Raw genomic sequence first — 17011 nt, 5'->3', positions numbered from 1 at the left:
ATTAAATAGTCTGGCAGCAATGGCGAGAAGGTCACACCCGTTCCCATACCGAACACGGAAGTTAAGCTTCTCAGCGCCGATGGTAGTTGGGACACGCGTCCCTGTGAGAGTAGGACGTTGCCAGGCACATTAAGGACAACCTGAAAAGGTTGTTCTTTTTTGGTTTAAATTAAATTATTTTTCCACCGATAGTTTTTAACATCAAATATTGCAAACACTAACACTAGGTATGATTGGAAGACAAGTGGGTGGTTTAATGGATTGGATGGATTTACTTCATCACTATAAACTGACAAGCATTTTTTTAGCAGCTATTATTGCAAGGATCATTGTTTTTATCATAAATAAAACTGTTCATAATTTTTTTCTAAAAACCGATTTCATTGAAGAACGGATAGAGCAGACGATTGAAAGTATGATTCGCTCTTTAACCAAATATACGGCAACTCTCTGTTTCATCTTTTTTGCCATATCTCAATACGTTAGTAATTTTGGAAGAATTTTGGCTGGAGCAGGTATACTCGGGGTAATCCTTGGGTTTGGAGCGCAAAGCATCATTAAGGATATTCTATCAGGTATTTTCTTGATTTATGAAAAGCAGCTGCATAAAGGTGACTTCATCACCATCAATAATACCTTCAATGGGACAGTTGTTGATATAGGACTAAGATTCCTAAAGATTCGAGAATGGACCGGCAAGGTTTTAACGATCAGCAATGGTGAAATAAAACAGATTCATAACTACAATATTGAAGAAATGCGGGTGATTGAAAGAATAGTGGTAAGCTATCGGGAAAATCCTGAAAGGGTGTTTGAAATTCTTGAGATCGCCTGTGAAAAAATCAATGAGCTGCACGAAGCATGTTTAAAGTTAGACCTCGCTAATTGTCCAATAGAACCATTCCAAGTATATGGGATGACCACTATCAATTCAGGATACCGAGGGATTGAATATACGGTTACAGGCCTTGTTGATGATACTCTATATTGGGATGCAGCAAAAGAAGCGAGGAGGATTATAGCTCAAACACTTTTTGATTATGAAATAAAATTGGCAGAGGACACAATGTTAGTAAAGCCAGTTGACGATGTTTTTTTAAAAGAGGGAAAATAACAGTGGAAAGAGAGGTACTTAATGGTAATGGGTAAAAAGAAAATGCAATTTGAGGTACAATCAAATGAAAATATTGAGGACTGCTTGAATAGAATGAAACAGTTGGGCTATACGCCTGTACGACGAACGGAAAAGCCGATTTTTCAAGAAATAAAAAAAGGCAATGAGACTATTTATGAACCAATTGCCCGCCAAATTATCTTCGAGGGCACTTTAATAGAGTAAAACACGAACATTATGGTGGTATTTAAAAATAATGTTCGATTTATTGGTTGACACCTACCGAAGATGATTGTAAGATATAGAAGTGAATTAATCAATAACAATTTATCTTTACCCTCGTATATCCATGGGAATATGGCCCATAAGTTTCTACCCAATAACCGTAAATTATTGGACTATGAGGGAAAGTCAATATGTTCGGTATAATTAAGGGCAGGGCCCTTAATTTGGTATCCACTGCCACTATGCCCGAACAAATGGCTTTCTCTTACATGAGAAGCTATTTGTTTCGGGTTTTTTATTTGGGAAAAAAAGGGGGATTTGCGATGTCCATTCTTGTTGGAGTAATCATGGGAAGTAAATCGGATTGGGAAACAATGAAACATACGTGTGAGGTTCTCGACCAGTTTGAAATTGCTTATGAAAAAAAGGTGGTATCTGCTCATCGGACACCTGATTTGATGTTTACATATGCAAAGGAGGCCAGAGAAAGAGGCTTAAAGGTGATTATTGCCGGAGCTGGAGGAGCGGCCCATCTTCCTGGGATGGTAGCAGCCCAAACCACTTTGCCAGTAATCGGGGTTCCTGTCCAAACACAGGCCTTAAAGGGGTTAGACTCATTACTGTCTATCGTCCAAATGCCAGGTGGTGTACCCGTAGCAACTGTAGCAATAGGCAAAGCAGGTGCAACGAATGCTGGTTTACTAGCAGCACAAATTTTAGCAACGGGTGACACTGAATTAGCTGGAAAATTAGCAGCAAGAAGAGAAGCCACTAAACAAGAAGTACTAGAAAGTAGTGATCAACTTGTCTAACCAAACGATTCTACCAGGATCAACGATTGGAATTATCGGCGGAGGTCAACTTGGCAGAATGATGGCTCTAGCAGCAAAGGCTCAAGGCTTTCGGATTGCGGTATTAGAACCAACGACAGACTCTCCGTGTGGACAGGTTGCCGATATTGAGGTCATTGGTGCCTATGATGATCGCCAAGCTATTAGTAAATTAGCGGAAGTTAGTGATGTCATAACCTATGAATTTGAAAACATTGATGCAGATACACTGGAGTGGCTATGTAATCAAGCAAATGTCCCGCAAGGTCCACGGTTATTAACCATCACGCAGGACAGGATTAAAGAAAAAGCAGCAATCCAACAAGCGGGTGTGGAGGTTGCTCCATATGAAGTGATTAATAACATCGAGGATTTATTTTTAAAGATAAATACCATCGGATATCCGGCAGTCCTGAAAACGGCAAGAGGCGGTTATGATGGAAAGGGTCAACTGGTGATTAGAACACCGCTGGATTTGTCAAAGGGTGAACCATTACTGGAACATGGGGCTTGTGTATTAGAAAAATGGATATCCTTTGAAAAAGAAATATCAGTAATCGTGACACGTAAGCTTGATGGGGAAACGACATTTTTTCCAGTGGCTGAAAACATTCATAAAGAAAATATATTAGATACAACGATTGTTCCAGCTAGAATATCAGAAGTTTTACAGAGTGAAGCTGTTCAGCTGGCAAATAAGCTGGTCGATTCGTTACAATTAGTCGGGACGCTTGCTGTCGAAATGTTTTTGACTAATGATGGGACCATTTATATTAATGAATTAGCACCACGACCGCATAATTCTGGGCATTTTTCGATCGAAGCTTGCGAAACGTCACAGTTTGCGCAGCATATTCGCGCCATTTGTAATTGGCCTTTAGGGAGAACGGGGCTATTAAAACCGGCTGTTATGGTCAACCTATTAGGAGAGCATCTTGAACAACTGTATAAGGAAATACCGGCCTTGAATGACTGGAAGATTCATTTATATGGAAAAGAAGAAGCAAAGATAAAACGAAAAATGGGGCATGTGACTATATTGCGCGAAAGTGTCGAGGAGGCCCTTGCAGAAATTAACGAGAGCAGCATCTGGAAACCAGTAAAAGAAAAGATCGGGGGATAAAACATGATTGATCGTTATACACGACCGGAAATGGGAGCAATTTGGACAGAGGAAAACCGCTTTAATGCCTGGCTTGAGGTAGAAATACTAGCCTGTGAGGCATGGGCAGAACTAGGTGACATCCCAAAGGAAGATGTGAAGAAGTTACGCGAAAATGCTTCCTTCAATATTGACCGCATTAAAGAGATTGAAGAAGAAACACGGCACGATGTGGTTGCTTTTACCCGCGCGGTATCTGAAACATTAGGGGAAGAGAAGAAATGGGTTCATTACGGTTTAACGTCAACGGATGTTGTTGATACGGCCCTATCTTACATCTTAAAACAGGCCAATGCGATATTACAAAAGGATCTAGAAAACTTCATTGAGATTTTAAGAAATAAAGCAATTGAACATAAGCTTACTGTCATGATGGGACGGACACATGGGGTCCATGCTGAGCCAACAACTTTTGGCTTAAAGCTTGCACTATGGTATGAAGAAATGAAACGGAACCTCGAGCGATTTAAGCAGGCAGCAGAAGGAATCGAGTTTGGGAAAATCTCTGGTGCGGTTGGTACTTATGCAAATATTAATCCGTTTGTGGAACAGTATGTTTGTGAAAAATTAGGACTGCAAAGAGCGCCAATCTCTACGCAGACTTTACAGCGTGACCGTCATGCCCACTACATGTCAACAATTGCGTTGATTGCTACTTCCATTGAAAAGTTTGCTGTTGAAGTCCGTGGGCTGCAAAAGAGTGAAACGCGTGAAGTGGAAGAGTTTTTTGCAAAAGGCCAGAAGGGATCTTCGGCAATGCCACATAAACGGAATCCGATTGGTTCCGAGAATATGACGGGGATTGCCCGTGTGATTCGCGGGTATATGCTTACTGCCTATGAAAATGTACCGCTTTGGCATGAGCGCGATATTTCTCATTCATCAGCAGAACGGATCATCTTACCTGATGCAACGATTGGTTTGAATTATATGCTGAATCGTTTTGGCAACATTGTGAAGAACTTGACGGTTTATCCAGAGAATATGAAGCGTAATATGGACAGGACACTGGGCTTAATTTATTCCCAACGTGTATTGCTGGCGTTAATTGACAAAGGTTTATCACGTGAAGAAGCGTATGATACGGTTCAGCCAAAAGCTATGGAAGCTTGGGAAAAGCAAGTTCCTTTCCGCAGCTTGATTGAAGCAGAGGAAAAGATTACTTCACTGCTATCAGAAGTTGAAATTGATGATTGCTTTGATTATAACTACCATTTGCAACATGTAGATACCATTTTTGACCGTTTAGGGTTGAATGAATAGGGTCCATTGACGACCGAACAAGCAAAAAAAAGCAAGGTTAGGGTAGCCAATAGGAGCTATTGACGACCGAACAAGCAAAAAAAGCAAGGTTAGGGTAGCCAATAAGGTCCATTGACGACCGAACAAATGAAAAAAGCAGGGTAAGGGTAGCCAATAAGGGTTATTGGCTACCAAACTCGATAATAATGGATCAGTTAAAAAGCCAATAGTCATTCGAAAAAAATAGTTCACTTATTTTAGGGTATCTGACATCTGGACTATCCTGAAGATTCCCAATATTGCAAAACAGGAGGCGTTTTCCAATGAAACAACCTTTATACGAAGGAAAAGCAAAACGAATTTACGCAACTGACGATGAACAGATTGTTTTGGTTGAGTATAAGGATTCAGCAACCGCCTATAACGGACAAAAGAAGGCCGACATAACTGGAAAAGGGCGTTTAAATAACGAGATTACTAGTTTGCTATTTTTAAAGCTTAAAGAACAGGGAATTGAGTCTCACTTTATCGAACGTGTATCCGAAAGGGAACAATTAGTGAAAAAAGTATCGATCATTCCGCTTGAGGTGGTTGTACGAAATATTGCGGCAGGAAGCCTCGCCAATCGATTGGGAATTGAAGAGGGACACGAGTTAACTACTCCGATCGTTGAGTTTTACCTGAAAAACGACGAACTAGGTGATCCACTCTTAACAATTGATCACATCCTTGAATTGCAAGTGGCAACTACCGAGGAGGCAGCGATTTTACGAGAAAAGGCACTCCAAATTAATACCGTTTTAGTAAGCTTTTTCAATGACCTTGGCATACGTCTCATCGATTTTAAACTTGAGTTTGGTAAAGACGCTGAAGGCACAATATTACTAGCCGATGAAATCTCTCCTGATACTTGCAGGCTGTGGGATAAAGAAACAAATGAAAAGCTCGATAAGGATGTATTCCGACGTGATTTAGGAAGCTTAACAGATGCCTATGAAAATATTTTAGCGAGATTGGGAGGACGTCAGCATGTATAAAGTAAAGGTATTTGTCACATTAAGAGAAAGTGTTTTAGACCCGCAGGGGAAAGCCGTAACCAACTCATTACACTCTTTAAACTATAAGGAAGTAGCCGATGTTCGAATCGGTAAATATATGGAATTAACGATTGAAAAATCCGAGCGTGATATTAATGAAGTGATCAATGAAATCTGTACCAATCTTTTAGCTAATCCTGTTATCGAAGATTACCGTTACGAAGTAGAGGAGTGTGTTACTCTGTGAAATTTGCAGTAATCGTCTTCCCTGGATCGAATTGTGACATTGATATGTTCCATGCCATTCAAGATGAACTTGGCGAGCAGGTTGAATATGTTTGGCATGATTCTGAGAGTTTAGAAGAATTTGATGGAGTTCTGCTTCCAGGCGGCTTTTCATATGGCGACTATTTGCGTACGGGAGCCATCGCTAGATTTAGTAATGTCATGAAGGAAGTCATTAAAGCGGCAGAAGCAGGAAAGCCGGTCCTTGGCGTTTGTAACGGATTTCAAATTCTGCTCGAAGCAGGATTACTGCCAGGTGCAATGAGACGTAATGAAAGCCTATCTTTTATTTGCAAGCCAGTGGAGTTAAAGGTAGAAAACAATCAGACGATGTTTACGACTGAATACAGTGCAGGTGAAAGCATCGTAATCCCTGTCGCCCATGGCGAAGGAAATTACTATTGTGACGAGGAAACACTAGAAAAATTAGAAGCAAATAATCAAATTGTCTTTACTTATAACCAGAACCCGAACGGAAGTCTTTCAGATATCGCAGGAATTACCAATGAAAAAGGAAATGTCCTTGGAATGATGCCACACCCGGAAAGAGCCGTAGATGAATTACTAGGCAGCGCCGATGGTTTAAAGATGTTCCAATCGATTGTAAAAGCTTGGAGGGAAGCACATGTTGTCAACGCTTGAACCAAATCCTACTCAGATCAAAGCAGAAAAAATATATCAGCAAATGGGTTTGTCCGATGAAGAATTTGCAATGATTGAAAACATTCTTGGCCGCACACCAAACTATACCGAAACAGGTCTTTTCTCGGTTATGTGGTCGGAACACTGCAGCTATAAAAATTCAAAGCCTATCCTAAAAAAATTCCCGATTACAGGTGAAAAGGTTCTTCAAGGGCCAGGGGAAGGTGCTGGTATCGTTGATATCGGTGATGAGCAGGCGGTTGTTTTTAAAATTGAGAGTCATAACCATCCATCCGCAATTGAGCCTTATCAAGGCGCAGCAACAGGTGTAGGCGGAATTATCCGTGATGTTTTCTCGATGGGAGCACGTCCAATTGCCATGTTGAACTCACTGCGTTTCGGTGAACTAGATTCTGCCCGCGTACGCTATTTATTCAAAGAGGTTGTTGCTGGTATTGCTGGCTATGGAAACTGTATTGGTATTCCGACGGTTGGCGGCGAAATCCAGTTCGATCCTTGCTATGATGGAAATCCTCTAGTTAATGCGATGTGCGTTGGTTTAATTGACCATAAAGACATCAAAAAAGGGCAGGCACATGGTGAAGGAAATACGGTGATGTATGTGGGGGCAAAAACCGGCCGTGACGGTATCCATGGTGCAACATTCGCTTCTGAAGAATTGACAGAGCAATCAAGCGAAGACCGTCCAGCGGTTCAGGTTGGCGATCCATTCATGGAGAAGCTGTTGTTAGAAGCTTGCTTAGAACTGATTCATTGTGATGCCCTTGTTGGTATTCAAGATATGGGTGCAGCCGGACTTATTAGTTCATCTGCAGAAATGGCCAGCAAAGCTGGGATGGGTATTGAGATGAATTTAGACTTGGTGCCACAGCGTGAAACAGGCATGACTGCCTACGAAATGATGCTGTCTGAGTCCCAAGAACGGATGCTTATCGTTGTTAAAAAGGGTAGAGAACAAGAAATCGTTGAGCTTTTTGAAAAATACGGTTTAGAGGCTGTAGGGATTGGAACGGTTACTAGCGATAAACAGATGCGCCTTTTCCATAAAGGAGAAATCGTGGCGGATGTTCCGGCTGATGCCCTAGCGGAAGAAGCACCGGTTTACCATAAGCCATCAAAAGAACCAAGCTATTACGCTGAATTCCAAGCGATGGAAAATGAAGTTCCTCAGGTGGACGATTTAAAAGGAACGTTAGTAAGTCTGTTAAGCCAGTCAACGGTGGCGAGCAAGGAATGGGTTTATGAGCAGTATGACTATATGGTGCGTACAAACACGGTCGTTTCACCAGGTTCTGATGCAGCGGTTGTAAGAATCCGCGGCACACGAAAAGCACTGGCAATGACAACGGATTGTAATTCACGTTATGTCTATTTGGATCCTGAAGTAGGCGGGAAAATCGCCGTAGCTGAAGCTGCGCGTAATATTGTATGTTCTGGTGCAGAGCCTTTAGCGATTACAGATAACCTAAATTTCGGTAACCCAGAAAAGCCTGAGGTGTTCTGGCAGATTGAAAAAGCTGCCGATGGCATGAGCGAAGCCTGCCGCGTCCTGGAGACACCAGTTATCGGCGGAAACGTTTCTTTATATAACGAAACTAGCGGCACAGCGATCTATCCAACACCTGTAGTAGGAATGGTTGGTTTAGTAACGGATCTTGATCATATTACAACACAACACTTCAAACAGAACGGTGACCTTATTTATTTAGTAGGGGAAACGAAGGACGAATTTGGCGGCAGTGAGCTGCAAAAGCTTCTGAACGGAAAAGTATTCGGTAAAGCCCCTGAATTAAATGTAACAATCGAAAAAGAGAGACAAAACCAGGTTCTTGCTGCAATTCGTGCTGGAGTAGTAGAATCTGCGCATGATTTATCAGAAGGCGGTTTAGCCGTTGCGGTAGCTGAATGTCTATTCACAAATGAACAACTTGGTGCAGAAGTAACCATCGCTGGAAATTCAGTTTCAGCTTTATTCAGTGAAACACAATCTCGTTTCTTATTGACTGTTAAACCTGAACATAAAGATGAGTTTGAAAGTTTAGTAGATGCAGTACAAATTGGAACAGTGAACGAGACAGCAAAACTGCAGATTACAAATGGTGAGTCAACTGTACTTGAAGCTTCGATTGAAGAATTAAAAGCTGCCTGGAAAGGGGCGATCCCATGTTACCTGAAATCAAGGGATTAAATGAAGAGTGTGGCATCTTTGGTGTCTGGGGGCACCAGGATGCAGCCCAGTTAACCTATTACGGACTTCACAGCTTGCAGCATCGCGGCCAGGAAGGGACCGGAATTGTGGTCTCAGATGGCAAACAGCTTAAAGGGGTAAAAGGTGAAGGGTTAGTTGCTGAGATCTTTACCACGGAAGCGATGAAGGAACTGACAGGCACATCAGCCATCGGTCACGTTCGTTATGCAACGGCAGGAGGCGGCGGTTATGAGAATGTTCAGCCGCTCTTGTTCCATTCACAAACTGGCAGCCTTGCGCTTGCCCATAATGGAAACTTAGTGAATGTTAATTCATTAAAACATCAGTTGGAAGCTCAAGGGAGCATTTTTCAAACAAGCTCAGATACCGAGGTTTTAGCACATCTAATGAAAAGAAGCGGCTACACTGATTCAAAGGACCGTGCTAAAAACGCGCTTTCTATGTTAAAAGGCGCCTATGCATACCTGATTATGACTGAAAACGAATTAATGGTGGCATTAGATCCACACGGATTAAGACCTCTTTCACTTGGTTCCCTAGGTGATGCCTATGTTGTTGCTTCGGAAACCTGTGCCTTTGATGTCGTGGGTGCGGAATATATTCGCGATATTCGACCAGGAGAACTATTAATAATCAATGATCAGGGGCTAGTGTCTGAACAATTTGCGGTAAGTTCAACAAAAGCGATTTGTACGATGGAATATATTTATTTCTCAAGACCGGACAGCAATATTCAAGGAATCAATGTCCACACCGCCCGCAAAAATATGGGTAAAAGATTAGCAATAGAAGTACCAATCGAAGCCGATGTTGTTACGGGTGTTCCTGATTCAAGTATTTCAGCGGCGATTGGCTATGCTGAAGAAGCAGGAATTCCTTATGAAATGGGCTTAATCAAAAACCGTTATGTCGGTAGAACCTTCATTCAACCTTCTCAATCGTTACGAGAGCAAGGGGTTAAGATGAAACTCTCAGCTGTTCGTGGAGTTGTGGAAGGGAAACGAGTTATCATGGTTGATGACTCAATCGTACGCGGGACGACGAGTAGAAGAATTGTTAATCTTTTGAAAGAAGCAGGGGCGACAGAAGTACATGTGGTTATCAGCTCCCCGCCTATTAAGAATCCATGTTTTTATGGGATAGATACATCAACAAAAGAAGAATTAATTGCCTCTGATAAAAGTGTCGAGGAAATAAGAGAACTTATTGGTGCGGATTCATTAACCTTTATCAGTGTGGAGGGCATGATGCATGCCTTAGGCCAAGAAGGCACGAATGGCTATTGCCTAGGCTGTTTCACAGGGAATTATCCAACGGAAATTTATCCAGATACACTCCAATATTATTATCAGAAGTAGGAAGGAGCGAGCAGCGTGGCAAATGCATATAAACAAGCAGGAGTTAATATCGAAGCCGGCTATGAAGCGGTAGAGAGAATGAAAAAGCATGTTCAAAAAACAGCCCGGGCTGGCGTCCTTGGCAGCCTAGGCGGATTTGGCGGTATGTTTGACTTATCCGCACTGCAATTAAAAGAACCTGTTTTGGTGTCAGGCACCGATGGGGTGGGCACGAAACTAATGATTGCTTTTTGGATGGATCAGCATGATACGATTGGGATCGATGCGGTCGCCATGTGTGTCAATGATATTGTCGTTCAAGGCGCAGAGCCTTTGTTCTTTCTAGATTATATTGCCTGTGGTAAAGCACAGCCTGAAAAAATTGAGGCAATCGTTAAAGGGATTGCGGACGGATGTGAGCAGGCTGGTTGTGCACTCATTGGCGGTGAAACAGCGGAAATGCCTGGATTATATAGTGAAAATGAGTATGACCTTGCCGGATTTACGGTTGGTGCTTGTGAGAAATCACAGCTTATCACGGGTGAAACTATTCAAGAAGGTGATGTCCTGATTGGCTTAGCCTCAAGCGGCATTCACAGCAACGGTTATTCATTGGTACGAAAAGTGTTTAATGACTGGTCGTTATTAGATTTCGTCGATGAGCTTGGCTGTACATTAGGAGAAGAGTTACTCAAGCCTACAAAAATTTATGTAAAACCGATTTTGTCCGCATTGAAAAAGTTCCAGTTAAAGGGAATGGCTCATATTACAGGCGGCGGGTTTATTGAAAATATTCCTCGGATGTTACCAGAAGGTCTAGGAGCCGAGCTGTATGAAAAAAGCTGGGAGATTCCACCCATTTTTAAACTAATCTCTTCCCATGGACAAATTGATTACCAAGAGATGTATAATATTTTTAACATGGGTATTGGTATGGTAATTGCTGTAAATCGTGAAGATGCAGCTGAAGTGTTAGAACACTTTAGACAATCTGGGGAAACTGCCTGCGAAATTGGCATTGTTACCAGTAATCAAGGAATCAACATCAAAGCTCAGGGTGGCCGCCTATGAAAAAGATCGCGGTGTTTGCATCAGGGAGCGGAAGTAATTTTCAAGCGATTATTGATGTAGTCGAGTCGGGCGACCTTGATGCAGACATTTCTCTTTTAGTTTGTGACAAACCGGGCGCTTATGCAATCGAAAGAGCCAAAACAGCGAAAATTCCAAGTTTTATTTTTAGCGCAAAGGATTATCCTAGTAAAGAACATTATGAAGAAAAAATTTTAGCTCAATTAAAGTCCTATGGTGTAGAATTCATTGTCCTAGCCGGATACATGCGTTTGATTGGTCCTAAATTGTTAGCCGAGTATAAGGGAAGAATCGTCAATGTCCACCCATCCCTGCTTCCAGCCTTTCCAGGGAAGGATGCAATCGGGCAGGCATTGGCCGCTCAAGTGAAGTGGAGCGGAATTACTATCCATTTTGTTGATGAGGGAATGGATACAGGTCCCATTATCGTTCAGGAACGGGTTCGTATTGAAGAAAATGAGACAAGAGAGAGTCTGCAGCAAAAAATCCAGAAAAGCGAACATAAGCTTTATCCATCCATACTTCAAATGCTATTGACACAAGGAGATGTAATCAATGACACAAAAGCGCGCGTTAATTAGTGTTTCTGATAAAAATGGAATTACTGACTTTGCGAGAGAACTAGTCAGCCTAGGGTTTGAACTAATCTCAACCGGTGGTACAAAAAAAGCTCTTCAAGAGCAGGGAATTCCTGTAATGAGTGTTAGTGATGTAACAGGTTTTCCGGAAATTTTAGAAGGCCGTGTAAAAACGTTAAATCCATTTATCCATGGCGGCCTGCTTTCTAAGCATGACAATCCTGATCATTTAAAACAGCTGGACGAGCACGGAATTCAGCCTATACAGCTAGTTTGCGTCAATCTTTATCCTTTCCAGCAAACCATCGCTAAACCAGATGTAACGGAAGCAGATGCGATTGAGAACATTGATATTGGCGGCCCATCAATGCTGCGCGCTTCAGCTAAAAACCATCAATATTTAACAGTTGTCGTTGATCCTGCCGATTACGCAACGGTTATTGAGGAGTTAAAAGCAGATGGTGCAACCACACTAGAAACAAGAAGAAAGCTGGCAGCTAAGGTATTCCGTCATACAGCCGCTTATGATGCATTGATTGCTGAATACATGACAAACCTAGCACAAGAAGAGACACCTGAAACCTTAACGGTTACTTATGACCTTAAGCAGACACTCCGTTACGGAGAAAATCCACATCAAAAAGCTGCTTTTTACAAGAAGCCACTTGGTTCGACGTTCTCGATCGCCAATGCGGTTCAGCTTCATGGAAAAGAACTTTCCTATAACAATATTAATGATGCGGATGCAGCTCTGCAGATTGTTAAAGAGTTTTCAGACCCAGCTGCAGTAGCTGTAAAGCATATGAATCCATGCGGTGTCGGAACAGGTGAAACTGGATTTGAAGCATTCACAAAAGCATTTGAGGCCGATCCTGTTTCAATTTTTGGCGGAATTATTGCCTTTAACCGGGAAGTGGATGCCGAAACAGCTGCAAAGCTTCATGAAATTTTCCTAGAAATTATTATTGCACCATCTTTCTCGGAAGAAGCGTTAACGATTTTAACAGCGAAAAAGAACCTTCGCCTGTTAACTATTCCATTTAATGATGCCAAAAAACCTGAGTTTAAAATGACTACAATAGAAGGCGGATTGCTTGTTCAAGAGCAGGACCGTTACACGTTGGAAGACGCGAATGTTACGATCGCAACAAAACGACAACCAACAGATGCGGAATGGGCAGCATTAAAACTTGGCTGGAAGGTTGTTAAACATGTGAAATCCAATGCTATTGTTGTGACGGCAGAGGATATGACAATTGGGATTGGCGCAGGGCAAATGAACCGAGTAGGAGCAGCGGAAATTGCCCTTAAGCAAGCCGGTTCAAAAGCAGAGGGAGCAGCCCTTGCATCCGACGCCTTTTTCCCAATGGACGATACCGTTGAAGCAGCAGCAAAAGCTGGTATTACAGCAATTATTCAACCAGGCGGATCAATCCGTGATGCAGATTCAATTAAAAAAGCAGATGAATATGGAATCGCCATGGTATTTACGGGCGTAAGACATTTCAAACATTAATTGGTTGGAGGGCTTTCGAATGAACGTACTGATTATCGGCCGCGGCGGTAGAGAACATGCAATTTGCCGAAAAGTAAGTGAAAGTGTGAATGTAGAAAAAGTATTTGTTGCACCGGGGAATGTCGGAATGACCGATGTAGCGGAGCTTGTCTCAATTGAAGAGTCAGCACATGAATTACTGCTTCAATTTGCCAAGGAAAACCGTGTCGGCTTGACGATTATTGGACCTGAAGTTCCTTTGCTTGAAGGTTTGGCCGACAAATTTGAAGCAGCTGGTTTGGCTGTATTCGGTCCGCGTGCTAACGCAGCCGAGATTGAAGGCAGTAAGTCATTTGCGAAAGAACTAATGGAGAAATATCAAATTCCTACCGCTGACTATGCTGTGTTCACTAACTATGAGGAAGCCCGTAACTATATCGAAGAAAAAGGGGCACCGATTGTCATTAAGGCAGACGGATTGGCAGCGGGGAAAGGTGTCACGGTTGCGCTTACGAAAGAAGAAGCGCTTTCGAGCATAGAGGAAATGCTCGTTGATGCAAAATTTGGGGCTGCCTCTTCTCGGGTGGTAATTGAAGAGTTTTTAGCAGGTGAAGAATTTTCATTGATGGCATTTGTAAATGGAGAAGTAGTCGTTCCACTTGAAATTGCTCAGGACCACAAACGGGCCTATGATGGGGACCTTGGTCCAAATACAGGCGGAATGGGAGCCTATTCCCCTGTTCCTCAGATAGGTGCGGAAACGATTCAAACGGCGGTTGAAACGGTCCTTCTTCCCGCAGCTAAAGCGATGGTCGAAGAAGGAAGAAGTTTTTGTGGAGTCCTTTATGCCGGCTTGATCAAAACTACATCTGGGCCAAAGGTAATTGAATTTAATGCTCGTTTTGGTGACCCAGAAACACAAGTTGTGTTACCTAGATTAAAATCGGATCTTGTTCAAGTCATCTTAGAATTATTAGCTTGTGAAACACCGGTTTTAGAATGGGATGATCAAACAATGATTGGTACAGTAGTTGCTGCAAAAGGGTACCCTGAGGCTTATGAAAAAGGGGCAGTGCTAACTGGATTGACTGATTTCAATTCCGCTGAGGTGTATACTTTTCATGCTGGAACCGCCAGAAATGAAGAAGGTGAGTTTGTGACTGCAGGAGGCAGGGTGCTTCTAGTTGGGGCGAAGGCTGAAAGCTTAGTGGAAGCACGTGAAAAAGTGTATCATGAACTTGAAAAGTTAACGTCACAGGATGTTTTTTATAGAAAAGATATCGGGGCAAAAGCAATTCACCCCGTGAAGAGTTAACGAGCTCGTCGTTTACTAGTTCGACGGATAAATGTATAAAGAAGTGCCACGATGCTGCCAATAATGGCAATTAAAACGAACGACATATCCGTTAGATACTCCAAAAACATGAATACTCAACTCCTATGAAGGGCTGACCACTGAGGGTCAGCCCTTTAGAATAACCGCTAATTCACTTTAAGTTGGATTATAAGGCAACATTTCCTCGCCATTTTGGCTAGTTAACCCTTCCATGCCGTCCATTGAATCCATTGCCTGATCGTGTTCAGAAATCATGCATTGGCATTTTTCAAATAAGGCAGTAAGGGGACAAAAGCGGACAATTCCTTCCGCCACCTTCATAGCCCCGCACATAGCAACAAATAAATAAGAATCGCGCCAAGGGTGTTTGACAAGCTTGGAGGTAGTCCAAGAAAGAATTGTTAATCCAAGGGTGATACGAATTAAAGCATTAATAATACTAATATTTGGTCTCACATTCATTTTGTTCACTCCTTCACAAAATATTTACCATTCTTAGCAATTCTTTAATGCGTTAAACAGCAAAATATGATAGTATAGTATCTAAAGAATTTATTGTAAGGGCTTTCTTTAGTGTTAATTCAACTTATTCTTATATAGATTAGACAGTTTTTTGAAAAGGGAGGAAGACGTATGCTAGAACAACGCTACCGCTGGAAAAATAAACACTTACGCATGCATGTTTCCATTTTAGATGGAAAAGCGTCTCCAACCATTTTATTGAAAAACGCCTTGTACTTAAATCAGACGTTTCGAAAGTGGTTGAGAGCAAATATTTGGATATATGAAGATCGGATTATTTATGTGGGCGAAAACTTACCAGCTCAACTTGAGAACTGTGAAATCATCGATTGTACCAATGAGATTCTTGTTCCCGGTTATATCGAACCACACGCTCATCCGTTTCAATTATATAATCCCCTAACGCTTGCAGCATATGCATCCCAGTTTGGGACGACAACATTAATCAATGATAATATGGCTCTTATTTTACATTTAAATAAAACGAAAGCGTTTTCATTGCTGAAGGATCTTCGTTCAATTCCAACAACGATGTTTTGGTGGAGCCGTTTTGATTCTCAAACTGAAATTTTGAATGAAGAAGAAATCTTTTCACATAGTAATGTTAAATCATGGCTCGAGCACGATGCGGTCCTGCAGGGCGGGGAATTGACAGGCTGGCCGAAACTGCTTGATGGCGATGATATGATGCTCCATTGGATTCAAGAAGCGAAACGGATGCGCAAGCAAATTGAAGGACATTTCCCTGGAGCTTCGGAAAAAACATTGGCAAAAATGATGCTGCTTGGGGCAGACAGTGACCACGAAGCGATGACGGGTGAAGAGGTATACAATCGCTTAATGCAGGGGTATATGGTGTCCTTAAGGCATTCCTCGATTCGGCCGGATTTACCAAATATATTAGACGATATGAAGCGTATGGGTATTGATGCTTATGATCGATTAATGCTAAATACAGACGGTGCTTCCTCGACTTTTTACGAGCAGGGAGTCACCGATATGACGATTCGTATTGCCATTGAAAAAGGTGTTCCAGTCATTGATGCCTATAATATGGCCACGGTTAATATTGCTCGATATTACAAGATTGAGCATCTCCATGGTACAATTGCGACTGGCCGGGTAGCCAATATTAACTTTTTAACGAGTATTGAGGATCCAACACCTAAATCCGTTCTCGCAAAAGGGAAATGGGTGAAAAGGGATGGAAACCCAATTTTGGATGCCTATCCTCCAATTACATGGGACGAATATGGACTAAAACCATTGGAAGTGGATTGGGACTTGACGTTAGATGATTTGCAATTTTCAATGCCCTTTGGAATCAAGATGGAAAATGCGGTCATCACAAAGCCCTATTCGATTTCAATCGATGCTTCAGGAGATGAATTATCATCGAATCATGATGAATGCTATTTTACCTTGATGGACCGAAATGGGAAGTGGAGAATTAATACATTATTAAAAGGATTTGCTAACAATTTATCGGCTTTGGCAAGTTCCTATTCCAACACAGGGGATATTATTTTAATAGGTAAAAATAAACAAGATATGCTTCATGCCTTTAATAGAATAAAAGAATTAGGCGGCGGTATTGTGATGGTTGAGAATAGTCACGTAGTTTGCGAGCTGCCATTAACTTTACATGGAATTATGTCAAACGTTCCGATTGAAGAGCTAATCTGCCAAGAAAAGCAGCTGCTGATTGAGTTAAGAGAGCGGGGCTATGGATTTTCTGATCCTATTTATAGTCTTGCCTTCTTTTCTGCGACACATTTGCCGTACATTCGGATTACTCCACAGGGAATGTACGATGTAATGAATAAAACAGTACTCTTTCCGTCAATAATGCGTTAAACTGTAAGTGAGTAAAGGGTTAAAGTGTGA

At 41.9% G+C, this 17011-nt stretch carries 17 protein-coding genes, 1 rRNA gene and 1 riboswitch; of the genes, 16 read left to right on the top strand and 2 right to left on the bottom strand.

Translation table 11 applies throughout. The features are described from left to right. Positions 1-9: 9 nt before the first annotated feature. The 15 genes from rrf to purD all read left to right on the top strand — a co-directional run bounded on the left by rrf (position 10) and on the right by purD (position 14581). Positions 10-126 (top strand): 5S ribosomal RNA (gene rrf, locus ACE198_RS24060). Between the two features lie 130 nt (positions 127-256). Then, on the top strand, positions 257-1114 hold the full coding sequence (locus ACE198_RS24055) for a mechanosensitive ion channel family protein (RefSeq protein WP_375377320.1): 858 nt from the start codon (positions 257-259) through the stop codon (positions 1112-1114). Between the two features lie 27 nt (positions 1115-1141). Continuing rightward, the gene (locus ACE198_RS24050) at positions 1142-1339 is read left to right on the top strand and encodes an NETI motif-containing protein (RefSeq protein WP_373561645.1); all 198 of its coding nucleotides are present in this window, start codon (positions 1142-1144) and stop codon (positions 1337-1339) included. A 94-nt stretch (positions 1340-1433) separates the two neighbouring features. After that, positions 1434-1535: riboswitch (purine riboswitch) on the top strand. 127 nt (positions 1536-1662) lie between these two features. Further along, the gene (purE, locus tag ACE198_RS24045; RefSeq protein ID WP_375377319.1) at positions 1663-2151 is read left to right on the top strand and encodes a 5-(carboxyamino)imidazole ribonucleotide mutase; all 489 of its coding nucleotides are present in this window, start codon (positions 1663-1665) and stop codon (positions 2149-2151) included. Next, positions 2144-3292, top strand: coding sequence for a 5-(carboxyamino)imidazole ribonucleotide synthase (gene purK / locus ACE198_RS24040; RefSeq protein ID WP_375377318.1), 1149 nt, complete (start codon positions 2144-2146; stop codon positions 3290-3292). Before purE ends, purK begins: the two co-directional genes overlap by 8 nt. A 3-nt stretch (positions 3293-3295) precedes the next feature. Continuing rightward, the gene (purB, locus tag ACE198_RS24035) at positions 3296-4594 is read left to right on the top strand and encodes an adenylosuccinate lyase (RefSeq protein WP_375377317.1); all 1299 of its coding nucleotides are present in this window, start codon (positions 3296-3298) and stop codon (positions 4592-4594) included. Positions 4595-4896: 302 nt separating this feature from the next. After that, complete coding sequence (purC, locus tag ACE198_RS24030; protein WP_375377316.1) at positions 4897-5610, top strand: phosphoribosylaminoimidazolesuccinocarboxamide synthase; 714 nt, start codon at positions 4897-4899, stop codon at positions 5608-5610. After that, positions 5603-5857, top strand: a complete 255-nt coding sequence (purS, locus tag ACE198_RS24025) for a phosphoribosylformylglycinamidine synthase subunit PurS (protein WP_098934680.1) — start codon at positions 5603-5605, stop codon at positions 5855-5857. The genes purC and purS overlap by 8 nt, the downstream gene beginning before the upstream one ends. Next, entirely contained in the window at positions 5854-6537 is a 684-nt protein-coding gene (purQ, locus tag ACE198_RS24020) for a phosphoribosylformylglycinamidine synthase subunit PurQ (protein ID WP_375377315.1), read from the top strand. The genes purS and purQ overlap by 4 nt, the downstream gene beginning before the upstream one ends. Continuing rightward, positions 6521-8746, top strand: coding sequence for a phosphoribosylformylglycinamidine synthase subunit PurL (gene purL, locus ACE198_RS24015; protein WP_098571085.1), 2226 nt, complete (start codon positions 6521-6523; stop codon positions 8744-8746). The genes purQ and purL overlap by 17 nt, the downstream gene beginning before the upstream one ends. Further along, positions 8722-10125 carry an amidophosphoribosyltransferase gene (gene purF / locus ACE198_RS24010; RefSeq protein ID WP_098571084.1) on the top strand — a complete coding sequence of 468 codons (1404 nt, stop codon included), beginning with the start codon at positions 8722-8724 and terminating at the stop codon, positions 10123-10125. The genes purL and purF overlap by 25 nt, the downstream gene beginning before the upstream one ends. A 15-nt stretch (positions 10126-10140) precedes the next feature. Continuing rightward, positions 10141-11175, top strand: coding sequence for a phosphoribosylformylglycinamidine cyclo-ligase (purM, locus tag ACE198_RS24005; protein WP_251463356.1), 1035 nt, complete (start codon positions 10141-10143; stop codon positions 11173-11175). Further along, positions 11172-11774 (top strand): phosphoribosylglycinamide formyltransferase, encoded by a 603-nt coding sequence (gene purN / locus ACE198_RS24000; RefSeq protein WP_375377314.1) that lies wholly within the window; start codon positions 11172-11174, stop codon positions 11772-11774. The genes purM and purN overlap by 4 nt, the downstream gene beginning before the upstream one ends. After that, on the top strand, positions 11749-13287 hold the full coding sequence (gene purH / locus ACE198_RS23995) for a bifunctional phosphoribosylaminoimidazolecarboxamide formyltransferase/IMP cyclohydrolase (protein ID WP_251463354.1): 1539 nt from the start codon (positions 11749-11751) through the stop codon (positions 13285-13287). The genes purN and purH overlap by 26 nt, the downstream gene beginning before the upstream one ends. A 19-nt stretch (positions 13288-13306) precedes the next feature. Beyond that, positions 13307-14581, top strand: a complete 1275-nt coding sequence (gene purD / locus ACE198_RS23990) for a phosphoribosylamine--glycine ligase (protein ID WP_375377313.1) — start codon at positions 13307-13309, stop codon at positions 14579-14581. Here the strand turns inward: purD and ACE198_RS23985 are convergent. Then, positions 14578-14691, bottom strand: a complete 114-nt coding sequence (locus ACE198_RS23985; protein WP_375377312.1) for an EYxxD motif small membrane protein — start codon at positions 14689-14691, stop codon at positions 14578-14580. The two genes, purD and ACE198_RS23985, sit on opposite strands and share 4 nt — an antisense overlap. A 67-nt stretch (positions 14692-14758) precedes the next feature. After that, positions 14759-15064: a YgaP family membrane protein gene (locus tag ACE198_RS23980; RefSeq protein WP_375377311.1), complete on the bottom strand. Its 306-nt coding sequence runs from the start codon at positions 15062-15064 to the stop codon at positions 14759-14761. A 171-nt stretch (positions 15065-15235) separates the two neighbouring features. On the opposite strand from ACE198_RS23980, the gene ACE198_RS23975 reads away from it, so the two are divergent. Further along, positions 15236-16981: an adenine deaminase C-terminal domain-containing protein gene (locus ACE198_RS23975; RefSeq protein ID WP_375377310.1), complete on the top strand. Its 1746-nt coding sequence runs from the start codon at positions 15236-15238 to the stop codon at positions 16979-16981. Positions 16982-17011: the final 30 nt, after the last annotated feature.

The sequence above is a fragment of the Neobacillus sp. KR4-4 genome (assembly GCF_042136325.1).
Classification (GTDB): domain Bacteria; phylum Bacillota; class Bacilli; order Bacillales; family Cytobacillaceae; genus Neobacillus.
This window is presented reverse-complemented; position numbering and strand designations above follow the sequence as displayed.